Genomic DNA, 14,932 nt, shown 5'->3' with positions numbered 1-14,932 from the left:
TTCGTTTTTAAATGTGTATAAACCCTTATACACGCTTCCATTAATTAAATCTTGGGATGATTTTTAATGCAAAAAGGATGTTGATGTACTAAAGTAAGCAACAGTTGGGGAGATTTGCAAATATTTACTTTTTTAATTTTTTATTGCTATTTGATTTTGGTTTCATTTTATGCATAAATTAGCTTTGATGTTTATTCGCAGCTGGCAATTTTAAATGCGCTCATCATTTTACATAGTTGCAATGTTTTTTGTAATTTAAACCTGATTGGCAGCGGTAGTTTTTTATAGCCGAAGGCAAAAAACTTTAGCAGAAAGCAGGACTATCGTAACCTAAGAATTACTGCCACTGTTTTTCTAATAATTTTCTTTAGTAGTAGCTCTTTTAGCAGAGATCTCTCCTCGTACCTCGTTCGAGATGACGGGCTCTTAAATAATATTGCTCTTGGATTTAGTCTTTCCGCTTTCTTCTTTAGTCTTTCCTGTAACTTATTTGATGATTGTTGCGTAACAAACTAGCATTTCTTACCTTTCTCTCTTAAACTAAACTTTAATTTATAGAATGAAACCATGATGAGCATGCAGCTTTTAAAGTGCAATTAATATGCTCATTTTAGCTTCATAACCATTAAAAAACAAATTATATAAAGATGAAAACTACCCAAAAATCTCGCTTGTTGCTTTTTATAGCCACTATGCTAAGCAGCAGTTTTGCTTTTTCGCAAAGTAAAGAAGCATTTGTTGCCAATGTTACTAAAGAAGCAACCGAAAACTCGCAATTAGAAAAATTGGCTCATGAGCTATTAGATGTTGTTGGTCCGCGATTGGTGGGTACACCGCAAATGAAACAAGCTGGAGATTGGGCAGTTAAAAAATATGGCGAGTGGGGCATCTCATCTCGTATGGAAAATTGGGGAGAATGGCGTGGATGGGAGAGAGGCATCACGCACATCGATTTAATGAGCCCACGTTTAAGAAGTTTAGAAGGCACACAATTGGCTTGGAGCCCATCTACAGCAAAAGGAAAACCGATTAATGCCGAAGCAATTGTATTGCCAGTAGTTGCAGATTCGATGGCTTTTGTAAAATGGTTGCCAATGGTAAAAGGCAAACTGGTATTAATTTCTCAAGCTCAAATTTCTGGTAGACCAGATAAAAACTACGAAGATTTTGCCACTAAAGATGGTTTGGCGAAATTTAAAAAAGATAAACAGGATGCAGCAAATGCTTGGAGAGATCGTTTATCAAAAACTGGTTTAAATGCGAAGAATTTGGCTTTAGCTATTGAAAAAGCTGGTGCTGCAGGAATCATTATTAACAATTGGAGTGCTGGTTGGGGAGTAGATAAGGTTTTTGGTGCAAACACTACCAAAATTCCAACGCTAAATTTATCTCTTGAAGATTATGGTTTGGTTTATCGTTTAGTAGAATATGGTTCTAAACCGATGTTAAGAATTACATCTGAATCTAAAGAATTAGGTGTAGTGCCAACATTTAATACTTTCGCAGAAATTAAAGGGAGCGAAAAACCAAATGAATATGTAATGCTTTCGGCTCACTTCGATTCGTGGGATGCTTCTAGCGGTGCTACAGATAACGGAACGGGTACCATTATGATGATGGAAACCATGCGTTTATTAAAGAAATTTTATCCTAATCCAAAACGTACAATTTTAGTTGGGCATTGGGCTAGCGAAGAACAAGGCTTAAACGGATCGAGAGCTTTTGTAGAAGATCATCCAGAAATTATAAACAACTTACAGGCTTTGTTTAATCAGGATAATGGAACGGGTAGAGTGGTAAATATTGGCGGAGCTGGCTTTGCAAAAGCGAAAGATTTTTTACCACGTTGGTTAGCTGCGGTACCAGATACCATCAGAAATCAGATTAAAACAAACTACCCAGGCACACCAAGTGGTGGTGGTTCTGATAATGCATCGTTTGTTGCTGCTGGTGCTTTAGGGTTTTCTTTAGGTGCTTTACCATGGGATTATTTCTCGTACACTTGGCACACCAATAGAGATACTTATGATAAAATTGTTTTTGATGAGGTAAGAAACAACGCCATTTTAGCAGCAATTTTGGTTTATATGGCTAGCGAAGATCCTGAAAAAACTTCTACAGAGAAAGCGCCAATGCCAGTAAATCCAAGAACAAATCAGCCTGGCATTTGGCCAACTCCCGTTAAAGCAAACCGTAAAGGTGGGTTAAACTAAGAGCTACATTTTAAACACCACATAGGCACATAGATTTTTATTATATGTGCCTATGTGGTAAAATAATAATGACTAAAAACCATGTTTAAAAAATTACTATCTACAACTTTATTTCTTTTAACCTTCTATTTTGCCATTGGGCAGCAACCAAATTATCCACCAAAGGCGATGCAAGAGTTTAGGGCAGCTTGGATAGCCTCGGTAGCAAATATCAACTGGCCAAGTAAACCAGGTTTAACTACTGCCGAGCAGCAAAAAGAAGCCATTGTATTGTTAGATTTGTTGAAAGGTCTAAATTTTAATGCCGCAATTTTGCAAATTCGTCCTCAGGCAGATGCCTTGTATAAAAGTGATCTAGAACCTTGGTCGTTTTTTTTAACGGGCACACAAGGTAAAGCACCAGACCCATATTATGATCCTTTGAGTTTTTGGGTAGAGGCAGCGCATGATCGTGGAATGGAATTGCATGTATGGTTAAATCCGTATAGAGCGCATCATTTAAGTGGTGGCGAAGAAAGTGCAAATTCAATAGTTAAGGCTAAACCAGAATTGGTGGTAAAATTAAAGGATGGTCAATATTGGATGGATCCTTCCCTTAAAGGCGTTCAAGATCAATCTGTTGCGGTAGTAAAAGATATTGTAAAACGATATGATATTGATGGCGTTCACTTCGATGATTATTTTTATCCTTATGATTCGTACAATGGTGGAGCCGATTTTCCAGACGATAAAAGTTGGGCTGCTTACCAACAAAATGGTGGTAAATTAAGTAGGGGAGATTGGCGAAGGGAAAGTGTAAATAATTTTATTGAGCGGGTTTACAAAGTAATTAAAGCCGAAAAGAAACAGGTTAAATTTGGCTTAAGTCCGTTTGGAATTTGGCGACCAGGTTATCCAGAATCTATTGAAGGTTATGACCAGTATGATAAACTGTATGCAGATGCCAAGTTGTGGTTAAACAAAGGTTGGATAGATTATTTCACCCCTCAATTGTATTGGAAAGTAAATGTAATTCCTCAAAGTTTTCCGGTTTTGTTAAATTGGTGGCAAAGTGAAAATACCAAAGGCAGGCATTTGTGGCCTGGTATGAGTATAAGTTTAGGTGGCGATGATAAAAATGTGGATGAAATTATTAACCAGATTATGATTACAAGAGGGATAGTGCCGCAAAGCAAGGGTGCGGTACATTGGAGTATTGCTGGTTTAATTAAGCACGAAAAGTTAAGAAAAGGTTTAATTGATGGGCCATACCAAAAACAAGCAATTGTACCGCCAAGTAAGTGGTTAGATGATAAAAAACCTTTAAAACCTGAAGTAAGTTTATCGCCAGTTGGCAACATGTTGCAAATAAAATGGAGCCATAATGAACCAAGTGATGTATTTAGATGGGTGGTTTATTATAAATATGGCAACAAATGGAATTATCGGATCATGAACAGAAATGATCAATTGTTAGATGTGCTGACGGCTGTTTTAGCTGCCAATGGTAAAGACAGAAATAATTTATCTGCAATTGCAGTTACAGCCGTTGATAGAACAGGTAATGAAAGTGATTTTGTTGAATATCCAATTCTTGAACAAACCAAATAATGAAACAACATTCAAAAGAACAGGTTGAAGCAACAGCAAATTCGATAGTTAACCATTTCATACCTAAAGATCCAAACGAAACGAAATTGAGTTTTCATTTCACTATTCCTCCAGCTTCTAATTATAAAGTTAATTATGAAAAGGATGCAAAGGGAAATTGGAATTTTAAGGGTTACGAAATGGATGAGGTAAAATAGCTAAAAATTTTCTACCATCAATTAAACCGCTATTCCCTCACGTTATCCTATCGGTTGGTGTCTCACCGACCGAAATGTTGGTGGTTAGTTTTAAAATCATAAATATTATTATGGTTAAAATTTGAAAAGCAATTGCAGTAGATCTTATGAAGGGTTCTGTCCCGCCATTCGCTTCAATCTTTTTGTGCTTTACGAGTGTCATCCCATGAATATAAAAACAATGCTAGGTTCATCGGACGATTACTATGGCAAAACAAAAAGTATTTCCGCTGCTGTCGGGTTTAGATACCAGGGTTTTTGCTAATATTAAGGTTTGGGTGTTTAACACCTTCCATAGCATTGCAAGCTCGTGTTTTATAAACCTGCCTGTCTGGCAGGCAGGTGGGTTTGTAACGAAAATCCTTTTTTGTAACGTCATTTCGAACGAGCTTTTTGCGAGGAGAAATCTGTTCGTTGCCAGTACCATCCTGCATATTCGGTTAGAATTAAAAAGTGCTTCGAGAGTACAGAAAAAATAGTAGCAAAAAGCCCGGCTAACAGAAATCTCTTGCGTTGGCGTCCCCGACAACGCTCAAATTAATAACATCATTAACGATCAGGCTTACAAATAGTAAAAATAAGGGATAAATTACCTTAAGCGATTGCTTAAAGTTCATTACACAAATCATAGTTACTAAGCGGTATTAAAGCTGATACAATTTGTTTTCTTATAAGCTTTGACAACTTTTATAGCAAGAAGGAAAGAAAGTTGTCAAAGCTGAAAACAAAAGATTGGTTATGTTTCCCAAACCAGTTTTAACGTCGATTTTTGAAAATGAATTAAACCGCAATACCTTCGCGTTTCATGATATAATCGAAAATACCTTCAATTGGTTTTTGCAATATTTTTCCGGCTTTAATATTATTTTTGGCCAAGGCTTGTTTAAGCTCATCTTGGTAATAATAAGCAATAGAGCCTACAAAATGGCACTCCAAAGTTTTGTGTTCTTTGTAGTGGCAAATGTTAGTGTCAATAAATTCCTGAAAACCAGCTAACAAAATTTCCTGTATAAATGGATGCGCTTTATGGCCAATCATAAAGCGGCTAAAAGTTGCTAAATAAGAGTTAGGGAAGGGCTTTTGATAGATATTTTGAATTACCGTCTCTTTCTTCGCTTCAAATTGTGTTTCAAATTCAGTTCGCAAATCGGCTGGCATAGTGCCATACAAATAAGATGCCAGCACTTTTTTGCCAAAATATGTTCCAGAACCTTCATCGCCTAAAACATAACCTAAGCCATGTTTGCCATCGTGTACGTTTTGTCCATCATAATAAGTAATGTTAGATCCAGTTCCTAAAATACAAGTTAAGCCTTTTTTATCTCCGCAAGTAGCATAAGCCGATCCAATTAAATCGTGATCTACGCTTATAAATGCATTGGTAAAAAAGGTTGATAAACCGTTTGAAATAATTTCATGTTTATCAGGAGAAGAACAACCAGAGCCAAAAAAGTAAACCTCTTTTATGGTATTCGCATAGGCGGAAAGATCTTTATTTTTCGAAAGAATCCTTACCACATCATTGGCATTTACAAAATAAGGATTAATGCCTTGCGTACTGAAAGTAAGGGTATGTCCCGGACTATAAGCCATCCAATCTGTCTTAGACGAACCGCTATCTGCAACTAAAATCATGCACTAAAATAGTAAATTATTGGATATTTAATGTTCCACTTAACTCTTTAAGTGAAATTTCTGCCAGCTTAGCCTGATATTGAATTTCTAAATATCTGCTTTGTGCATTCAAGGCGTTTCTTTGTGCCTCTCTTAATTCTAATGGTGCAATGCTCCCTAGTCTATATTTTTCTAATGTGATGTCTAAATTTTCATCTGCGATATCAACATTGCCTTTTTCTAGTTTTACTAAGCCTAAAAATGTACTATAAGTTTGGTATGCTGTGGTTAACTGGGCAATAATTTCTTGCCTTGTTCTTTCAATAGTAAGTTCAGAAGAGTTAACTGCAATTTTTGCGTTCCTTTCATTTTGGCGTTGCAAAAAGCCATTAAATATCGGAATGCTTGCAGTTAAGCCATAAGTAAAACCATTAGATCTTGATCTGATACTGAAACCTGTAGGGTTGGCATTTCTATTAAAATCGTAACCACTATTTACCATTACCAATGGATAGCGATTTCCCTTAACGACCTTTAAATTAAGCTCAGCTATTTTTTTGCTAATTACTGCACTTTGTAATTCTGGATTTAGCATTTCGGTTTTAGTGGCCATGTCTGTATATTCCAAATTCTCATCAATGCTCATATCGTTAGGCACTACAAATTGCGTAAGTGGGTTTCTGGCTAATAACTGATTTAAAGTAACCTGATAATTGCTCAACAAGTTTTTTTGTTGCAAATAAGTAGATGTATCAGTATTGTAATCAACTTTTGCAGCAAGCACATCTAATTTAGAACCTCTACCAATTTGAAGCTTATTGTCGGCAATGCGTAACCTATAGGTAGAAACATTAATTGCACTATCTGATGCGGTTACCAACTGTTGTTGTTTGGCTACATTAAAATAAGCACTTACTACATCTGTAATGGTGGTTAAAATCTGAGATTTAGCAACTATTTTTCCTTGTTCTTCCAATGCTTTTAACCTATCGTAATTGGCAAACATGCTAAAGCCGTCAAAAATTGTCCAGTCTAAACCAACTCCATAACCCATATTGGTGCTTCTTGCGCCATCTACAATTCTTTGTATTCCGGTAGATTGTGTTTGTACGGTGTTTTGTCTACTTCCGCCAGTATTAAATGTACCCGCAACAATTGGTAAAATACCTGCATTCCCTAAGTTTACATTGTTTTTTGCGATGTTAGCTTCGTTATTAATCAATTTAATATCGTAGTTGTTTTTTAACGCAATTGTGATGGCTTCTTGCAAGGTTAAAACCTCTTGTGCAAAAACAGTCGTATTGCTAAGCCATAGGGCGATAAAAAATATAAAATACTTCAGTTTCATGTTAAATTTTATTTTGCTCTGCCTTTTCATCAGCTTCCGCCGATGCCAATGAATCTGTCAAATCTTTATTTTCTTTGTGCTCTTTACTCCACTTAGAATAAATTGCAGGGATAACGAATAATGTTAAAACCAAAGAGAAAATAGTTCCACCAATAATTACGGTTCCCATACTCATTCTACTTCTTGCAGCTGCACCTAAAGCCATGGCAATAGGCAAAGCACCTACAGCAATGGTAATACTAGTCATTAAAATTGGTCGTAGTCTACTAACCGATGCTTCTCTAATTGCTTCTTCAACTGTTGCCCCTTTTTCTTTTAATTGGTTGGCAAACTCTACAATTAAAATTCCGTTTTTGGTTACCAAACCGATCAGCATAATTGTGCCAATCTGACTAAAGATATTCCAGGTTTGGCCACATAACCACAGCGATAAAAATGCTCCAGCAACTGCCATTGGTACGGTTAAAATAATGATAATTGGATCTTTAAAACTTTCAAACTGTGCCGATAGAATTAAATAAACCAACAATAAAGCTAAGCCAAATGCAAATAAAGTATTTGATGAACTTTCTCTAAAATCTCTAGATTCGCCACTTAAATCTGTACTAAATGTTTCATCCAATACTTTTGCAGCAATTTCATCCATTACTTCAATACCATCGCCAATACTTTTGCCGGGTGCTAAACTTGCAGAAACGGTAGCAGAAATAAAACGGTTGTTTCTGTACAATTGCGGTGGGCTACTTTCTTCTTTAGCCGTAACTAAATTATCTAGTTGAATTAAAACTCCTTTATCGTTTCTTACATAAACAGAACTTAAATCTAAAGGATCTTTACGGTCGCTCACATCATATTGCCCAATTACTTGATATTGCTTACCATTCATGAAAAAGTAAGAAAACCTTTGGCCACTTAAGCCTAGTTGTAAGGTTTGCGCAATATCGATAATTGAAACGCCTAAATTTCTGGCTTTATCTCTATCAATTGTTAAATTGATTTCTGGTTTGTTAAATTTTAAGTTTACATCAGAAGTGGTAAATGTTGGGTTTTTAGAAACCTCATCCATAAACACAGGCACTTTTTCTCGCAGTTTTTCGAAATTTTGTGCTTGTATAATGTAACTTATAGGTAAGCCACCTCTTCTGCCAACAGAAATAGTAGGTTGTTGTGTTACAGTAACTTTACCTTCGGTATATTTCCTAGTGGTTTTTGTTAACTGGTCGGCAATTTCTTTTTGACTTCGATCTCTATCTCCTGGGTCGGTTAATGCCATTCTTACAAAACCAGAATTCGTAGCTCCAGCTCCCCCAAAACCTGGCGAAGTAATGGTAATCAGCACTCGTTTTTCTGGAACAGAGTCAGTAACCATTTGCGCAACTTTGCCCATAAAACGGTCTGTAAATGCAAATGATGATCCCTCTGGTGTACTGATGTTCATGTTAATCGCACTTCTATCATCATAAGGTGCAGTTTCTTTCTGCAACAAATTCCAAAATAGCGCAATTAAGCCAACGCAAACCACAAGTATCGGAATAGCTAACCATCTTTTTGCCAAAAACTTATCTAAATTAGCTTTGTAAGCATCGTTTAATTTAACAAAATAAGGCTCTGTAAATTTGTAAAAGCGACTAGGCTCATGCCCGCCTTTTTTCATCAAATAAGCATTAAGCATTGGTGTTAACGTTAGCGATACAAAGGCCGATATCAAAACCGCTGCACCAATAACAACCCCAAACTCTCGAAACAGCCGTCCCACAAATCCTTCTAAAAATATTACGGGTAAAAATACCGCCGCAAGTGTAATAGAAATTGAAATTACAGCGAAGAAAATTTCATTAGAACCTTTAATAGCTGCTTCAATAGGCGATAAACCTTCTTCCACTTTCTTAAAGATATTTTCCGTTACCACGATACCATCATCCACCACTAAACCAGTTGCTAAAACTATGGCTAGTAACGTAAGTACATTAATAGAGTAACCAAAAATGTACATGATAAAAAACGTAGCAACTAACGAAACCGGAATGTCAATTAGTGGTCTAAAAGCAATTGCCCAATCTCTAAAAAACAAATAGATAATTAAAATTACCAGTACCAAGGCAATTAATATAGTTTCGGCAACTTCGGTAACCGACCTTTTGATAAACAAAGTGCTATCAATAGAAACATTAAGTTTAATGTCTTCTGGCATATCCGCAACGAGCTTTTCGTAGCGTTTATTAAATTCTTTACTAATTTCTAGATAATTAGCGCCAGGCTGTGGCAAAATAGCAACCGCAACCATTGGTTTGCCCGATTCTCTTAACACCGTCTCTTCGTTTTCAGAACCTAAATCAACTTGAGCAACATCTTGTAGCTTAACCACATTTAAACTGTCGTTTTTGATAATCAGATTTCTAAATTCTTCTGGTGTGGTTAATTTACCTAAGGTTTTTACAGTTAATTCTGTTGTTGCACCTGTTAATTTCCCAGAGGGAAGTTCTACATTTTCGCTATTTAGCGAGGCGATAATATCTTGTGTGGTTAAGCCAAAAGACGATAATCGATTTGGATCTATACGAACACGCATCGCATACTTTCTTTGGCCTTGTATCTGCACACCACTTACACCAGGTATGGTTTGAATTCTATCAGCAATTACATTTTCAGCAAAATCACTTAGCTCAGTAACCGATCTTTTATCACTCTGTATGGTCATCGAAATGATGTTGTCAGAGTTTGCATCGGCTTTGGTTACCGTTGGTAAGCCATCAATATCTGTAGGTAAATTTCTTGAAGCTTGTGATACTTTGTCCCTCACATCATTTGCTGCTTCATCAATATCCTTACCCAAATTAAATTCAACCGTAATATTACTCGAACCCTGATTACTTGATGAAGATATATTTCTAATCCCATCAATAGAGTTAATGGATTTTTCTAATGGCTCAGTAATTTGAGATTCAATGATATCAGAATTTGCGCCAGGATAGGAGGTTCTAACCGAAACAACAGTTGGATCAATAGATGGATATTCTCTAATTCCAAGAAAATTATAGCCTATTATTCCGAACAGAACAATTACAAGGTTCATTACAATAGCAAGAACCGGTCTTTTTATACTCGTGGTCGAAATGCTCATTGCTTAGGTTTTACAATGTTAACCTTAACTGGTGCATCTGGTTTTAAAGACATAGATCCTGTAGTTAAAACAGTATCGCCAACTTTTAAACCCGATGTAATTAAAATGCTTTCTGCTGTACGCGTGCCCGCTTCTACAGGTACTTGTTGTGCTTTACCGTCTCTGGTAACGTAAACAACTTTACCTTTTAATACTGGTATAATTGCTTCGGTAGGTACAAGTATGGCTTCGTTTATAGTGGTTAAAGCAAGTTTAACTTGGGCAAACGAACCTGGTAAAAGCTCGCCATTAGGGTTTGGAGCCAATGCTCTAATTTGTAAGGTTCTGGTGTCCTGACTAATTCCTGGTTCAACAGCAAATACTTTACCAGTGTAGGTTTTGCTAGATGCATCAGTTTTAAATGATATGGTAGAGTTTAGTTTGATTAAACTTACATATTTCTCAGGTACTGAAAAGGTTACCTTAACAGGATTGATGCTCATTAAATTGGCAATCTGTGTAGTTGGCGTTAAATATTCTCCAACAGATATATTTCTTAAACCTATTTTTCCGCTAAATGGTGCAATAATAGAGGTTCTTGCCAATTGTGCTCTAATCAATTGTGTTTGCGATTGAAACGATTGAAAAGCAGCTAGTGAAGTATCATATTCTTCCTGACTTATAGCGCCTTTTTGCAACAACTGTTTTGCTCTACCTTCACTTGTAGCCGAAAGATTTTGTTTGGTTTGCGCATCACGTAATTGAGCCTGAATATCTCTATCGTTAATCTTTACCAAAAGCGTTCCTTTACTCACATTTGTACCTTCTTTAAAATAGATGCCAGTAACTAAACCAGCAACCTCGCTTCTTAAAGCAACAGATTCATTGGGCTCTATTGTGCCAGAAATTTCTAAGTTGCTATTAAATGGTTGGGTTGCTACCACAATTCCTTCTACCACTATGCCCGGTCCGCCAGCACCACCTTTTGCTCCTGCAGCTCCTTTTCCAGGGCCACCATCGCCAGACAATTTTTTATTTTCGGTTATTCTGTAATAAATTAAATAGGCTAATCCCAACGCAAGGATGATATAAAAAATATATCTTTTTTTCATGTGTATTTTTGATTGTAACGTGCAAAATTATTCAATTGTTTGAGTTTAAATTTGATGTACTTAATATGTTACACCTTAAATTTTATTTTTGAGTGTTAAAAAAATTAGAAATTATAATTTTGTGAATTACATTTTCAACTATGTTTATGAAATAATCTTTATTTAGTAAATTAAATATCGATTACTCATCCATAAAAAATAATAACCAATGAAAAAATCAATCTTAGGATTAGTAGTCCTACTTTCAATTACCATGACCGCAAAATCTCAAGTAAAAATAAACTTCGAAGTAAGTTTTAAAGAACCACAAGCACATTATGCAGAAGTACAAATGGAACTTGCTGGTGTTGCAGCAAAAACTTATGTGGATGTGAAAATGCCAGTTTGGACACCAGGTTCTTATTTGGTGCGTGAATTTGCAAAAAGCGTAGAAGATTTTGGAGCAACAGTTAATGGCAAAGCTGTAAAAACCGAAAAAGTAAATAAAAATACTTGGAGAGTTTATAACGCAAAGGCCAATGCGGTAAAAATCAATTATCGTGTTTATGCTTTTGAGGTTTCAGTTCGTACTGCTTTTATAGATGATTCTCATGCTTTTTTATCTCCTGCAAGTATTTTTATGTTTCCTGACGGGATGATTAAGAATCCAAGTACTGTAAAAATTATCCCTTTTGGTAAGTGGGATCAAGTAAGTACTGGTTTAGAACCTGTAGCTGGTCAGAAATTTACTTATGCCGCACCTGATTTTGATATTTTGTTTGATAGCCCTATTGAAGTGGGTAACCAAGAAATTTTTGAATTTAATGCAGCAGGTGTTAGACATGAAGTTGCCATGTACGGCGGAGGCAATTACGATAAGGAAAAATTAAAAGTTGATATGGCTAAAATAGTTGAACAAGAAACAGCTGTTTTTGGCGAAAATCCAAACAAACACTACACGTTTATTGTGCATAATTACGCACAAGGTGGAGGTGGTTTAGAGCATTTAAACTCTACCGTTTTAGGAGCAACAAGAAATGCTTACACCAGCGATAGAGGATATGCTGGGTTTTTAAATTTGGTAGCCCACGAGTATTTTCACCTGTGGAATGTGAAAAGATTACGCCCTATTGCTTTAGGTCCGTTTGATTACGAAAATGAGAATTATACCACCAACCTTTGGATTGCAGAAGGTTTCACTTCCTATTACCCAACAAAAATGATGTTAAGAGCTGGTTTTACAACACCAGAGGGATTTGTTACGAGTAACCTTGGCGCAATTGGTACCGTAATGAATACGCCAGGTTCTAAAATTAATTCTGCCGCCGAATCTAGTTTCAATGCTTGGATTAACCCAGCTTATCGCCCTTCAGAAAACTCGAACAATACATTTATTTCTTATTACACCAAAGGACAAGTTGTTGGTTTAATGATGGATTTAGAAATTGTAAATGCTACAAAAGGGGCTAAAAGTTTAGACGATGTAATGAAAGCGATGTATTTACAATGCAAAACCTTAAAAAGAGGATATACAGATGCAGAGTTTAAAGCCATGGTAGAAAAAATAAGTGGTATCAGTTTTACTAATTTTTGGAATAAATACGTAACCGGAACAGATGATGTAGAATTTGCTAAATATTTCGCTTATGCAGGTATCGATGTGGTAAATGAGAATGAAGGCAAAAGCGTACCTTATTTAGGTGCTACTGCGGCAAGAGCATCGGCTGGAACAGGAAAGGTTTTTGTTGGTAGTGTTAAAAGAAGTTCGGGCGCTTGGAATGGCGGATTAAATGTTAATGATGAAGTTACAGCAATTGACGGCGCACCAGCAGAAATGGCTTTTGATAAAATGAGCCAAATCAGCAATAAAAAAGTTGGCGATGTTGTAAATGTAAGCATTGTGAGAGATGGTATTAAAAGAGATTTAGCGATTACATTAACCGCCAATCCAGATGTGAGATTTAAAAGTACCATTAAAAATGATGCAACACCAGCTCAATTAGTGGTTCGCAAAAAATGGATGGGAATATAATTTCAGTTTTCAGTTAACAGTTTTCAGTTAAAAATAATCAGATGAGATTAAGAAGCTGTATCAGAAGTTAATATCAAATACTGATAACGAAATTAAAATTTGTATGTTTTTTCAATTCATACTTTAGATTTAATTTTTATTCACTTTTGTCAGTCTGAGCGTAGTCGAAGACCTTTTAGTGCGCTTCGACTACGCTCAGTGTGACAGTATGTAAAATTAAATTTGGTTAGTTTTTTAAAAAAAATGATTTATGATACAACCTCTTTTATTTAAGCATAAATTAAAACGTAAAACCTAATTCATTTTATGATGTATCTTTAAACATCATTACCAATGTAAATCTTATGAAAAATTTCTCTTTAATAGCTATTGTTAGTTTTCTTTTATTTTCATGTGCTCCAAAAATTAAGGCCACCAAAATTGATACTGCTCAATCAACTATTAAAACGGGGGCAGAACAAACCAGCTTGTATTTGCCTTTATTAAAAGGTAAAAGGGTAGCCATTTTAGCCAATCAAACTTCTGTTATAGGCAAATCTCATTTGGTAGATAGCTTGCAGAAATTGGGCATCAACATTGTTAAGGTTTTTGGTCCAGAGCATGGTTTTAGAGGTAACGCTAGTGCTGGTGCAAAAATAGCTGATGAAAAAGATGAGCGAACAGGTATTCCCATTATTTCATTATATGGTAAAAAGAATAAACCTAGCGCAGCAGATTTAGCAGATGTAGATATTTTAATTTACGATTTGCAAGATGTTGGCGTTCGTTTTTATACCAATATTAATGCCTTGGCAAGGTTAATGGAGGCTTGCGAAGCCAATAAAAAGCAATTGTTAATTTTAGATCGCCCTAACCCGAATGGTTACTTAATTGATGGACCTATTTTAGATATGAAATACAAATCTGGCATTGGTATGTTTCCAATTCCGATGTCGCATGGTTTAACAGTGGGTGAATTTGCACAAATGGTTAACGGCGAAGGTTGGCTAACCAATAAAGTTAAAGCAGATATTAAGATAATTCCGGTGGCAAACTACAACCACGATATGCGTTATGTTTTGCCAGTTGCACCATCACCAAATTTAAATACAGAACAATCTATTTTGTTATATCCGAGTGTTTGTATGTTCGAAGGAGTTTACGTAAACCATGGCAGAGGTACATATAATCCTTTCACTGTTTTGGGCAGCCCAGCTTATAAAGGGATTTATAGTTTTAGCTTTACGCCTAAAAGCATCAAAGGCATGGCCGAGGCTCCAATTTTTATGGATGAAGTTTGTTATGGCATCGACTTACGTAATTATGATGTAGAACTTTTAAGAAAAAGCAAAAAAATTAATTTTAGTTGGATTAAGGAGCTCTACAAAGCACATCCTCAAAAAGAAAAGTTTTTTGAATCGAAGTTTAGCAATCAAATGAATAATATCGAAATACAAATTGGGCGTGGAGATTTTAGACAACAAATTATTGATGATGTGCCAATTGAAACGATAAGAGCAGGTTGGGAACCAGGTTTAAAAGCTTATAAAAAAATGAGATTGAAGTATGTGCTTTATCCTTAATCGAAATCAGACTTACGAAGTTTTTGAAACTTCGTAAGTCATTAATTACTTTATCCTTAGCAAGAATTCAATAGCAAAATTTTTTCGATGACATAAAAAATCCCGTTTGGCAATTAAACCTAACGGGATTTTATAGTTTTTAGTAA

9 protein-coding genes are annotated in these 14,932 nt (G+C 35.8%); 5 read left to right on the top strand and 4 right to left on the bottom strand.

Annotated elements, in window-relative coordinates:
- Window positions 1-647 precede the first annotated feature (647 nt).
- The 3 genes from FA045_RS12020 to FA045_RS12010 all read left to right on the top strand — a co-directional run bounded on the left by FA045_RS12020 (window position 648) and on the right by FA045_RS12010 (window position 4,000).
- Window positions 648-2,213 (top strand): M20/M25/M40 family metallo-hydrolase, encoded by a 1,566-nt coding sequence (locus FA045_RS12020; RefSeq protein WP_136877322.1) that lies wholly within the window; start codon window positions 648-650, stop codon window positions 2,211-2,213.
- An 81-nt stretch (window positions 2,214-2,294) separates the two neighbouring features.
- Window positions 2,295-3,803, top strand: a complete 1,509-nt coding sequence (locus tag FA045_RS12015) for a glycoside hydrolase family 10 protein (protein ID WP_136877321.1) — start codon at window positions 2,295-2,297, stop codon at window positions 3,801-3,803.
- Entirely contained in the window at window positions 3,803-4,000 is a 198-nt protein-coding gene (locus FA045_RS12010) for a hypothetical protein (protein WP_136877320.1), read from the top strand. The genes FA045_RS12015 and FA045_RS12010 overlap by 1 nt, the downstream gene beginning before the upstream one ends.
- 819 nt (window positions 4,001-4,819) lie before the next feature.
- On the opposite strand, the gene FA045_RS12005 is transcribed toward FA045_RS12010, so the two are convergent.
- Genes FA045_RS12005 through FA045_RS11990 form a run of 4 tightly spaced genes read right to left on the bottom strand, consistent with a single transcriptional unit; the run spans window position 4,820 to window position 11,213 of the window.
- Window positions 4,820-5,674 carry an N-acetylglucosamine kinase gene (locus FA045_RS12005; RefSeq protein ID WP_225871333.1) on the bottom strand — a complete coding sequence of 285 codons (855 nt, stop codon included), beginning with the start codon at window positions 5,672-5,674 and terminating at the stop codon, window positions 4,820-4,822.
- A gap of 16 nt (window positions 5,675-5,690) precedes the next feature.
- The gene (locus FA045_RS12000; protein ID WP_136877319.1) at window positions 5,691-7,001 is read right to left on the bottom strand and encodes a TolC family protein; all 1,311 of its coding nucleotides are present in this window, start codon (window positions 6,999-7,001) and stop codon (window positions 5,691-5,693) included.
- 1 nt (window position 7,002) lies between these two features.
- Window positions 7,003-10,122 carry an efflux RND transporter permease subunit gene (locus tag FA045_RS11995; protein WP_136877318.1) on the bottom strand — a complete coding sequence of 1,040 codons (3,120 nt, stop codon included), beginning with the start codon at window positions 10,120-10,122 and terminating at the stop codon, window positions 7,003-7,005.
- Window positions 10,119-11,213, bottom strand: coding sequence for an efflux RND transporter periplasmic adaptor subunit (locus tag FA045_RS11990; RefSeq protein WP_136877317.1), 1,095 nt, complete (start codon window positions 11,211-11,213; stop codon window positions 10,119-10,121). The genes FA045_RS11995 and FA045_RS11990 overlap by 4 nt, the downstream gene beginning before the upstream one ends.
- A 208-nt stretch (window positions 11,214-11,421) precedes the next feature.
- On the opposite strand from FA045_RS11990, the gene FA045_RS11985 reads away from it, so the two are divergent.
- The gene (locus FA045_RS11985) at window positions 11,422-13,224 is read left to right on the top strand and encodes a M61 family metallopeptidase (protein ID WP_225871332.1); all 1,803 of its coding nucleotides are present in this window, start codon (window positions 11,422-11,424) and stop codon (window positions 13,222-13,224) included.
- Window positions 13,225-13,568: 344 nt separating this feature from the next.
- The gene (locus FA045_RS11980; protein WP_136877316.1) at window positions 13,569-14,786 is read left to right on the top strand and encodes an exo-beta-N-acetylmuramidase NamZ family protein; all 1,218 of its coding nucleotides are present in this window, start codon (window positions 13,569-13,571) and stop codon (window positions 14,784-14,786) included.
- Window positions 14,787-14,932 lie beyond the last annotated feature (146 nt).

Origin of the sequence: Pedobacter cryotolerans (assembly GCF_005116475.1) — a bacterium.
In the GTDB taxonomy this organism is placed as follows: domain Bacteria; phylum Bacteroidota; class Bacteroidia; order Sphingobacteriales; family Sphingobacteriaceae; genus Pedobacter; species Pedobacter cryotolerans.
This window is presented reverse-complemented; position numbering and strand designations above follow the sequence as displayed.

Bases quoted from the DNA above. Each gene is read 5' to 3' on its own strand.
- FA045_RS12000 (WP_136877319.1), bottom strand. From the start codon at position 7,001: ATGAAACTGAAGTATTTTATATTTTTTATCGCCCTATGGCTTAGCAAT.
- FA045_RS12015 (WP_136877321.1), top strand. From the start codon at position 2,295: ATGTTTAAAAAATTACTATCTACAACTTTATTTCTTTTAACCTTCTAT.
- FA045_RS11985 (WP_225871332.1), top strand. From the start codon at position 11,422: ATGAAAAAATCAATCTTAGGATTAGTAGTCCTACTTTCAATTACCATG.
- FA045_RS11990 (WP_136877317.1), bottom strand. From the start codon at position 11,213: ATGAAAAAAAGATATATTTTTTATATCATCCTTGCGTTGGGATTAGCC.
- FA045_RS11995 (WP_136877318.1), bottom strand. From the start codon at position 10,122: ATGAGCATTTCGACCACGAGTATAAAAAGACCGGTTCTTGCTATTGTA.
- FA045_RS12020 (WP_136877322.1), top strand. From the start codon at position 648: ATGAAAACTACCCAAAAATCTCGCTTGTTGCTTTTTATAGCCACTATG.
- FA045_RS12010 (WP_136877320.1), top strand. From the start codon at position 3,803: ATGAAACAACATTCAAAAGAACAGGTTGAAGCAACAGCAAATTCGATA.
- FA045_RS11980 (WP_136877316.1), top strand. From the start codon at position 13,569: ATGAAAAATTTCTCTTTAATAGCTATTGTTAGTTTTCTTTTATTTTCA.
- FA045_RS12005 (WP_225871333.1), bottom strand. From the start codon at position 5,674: ATGATTTTAGTTGCAGATAGCGGTTCGTCTAAGACAGATTGGATGGCT.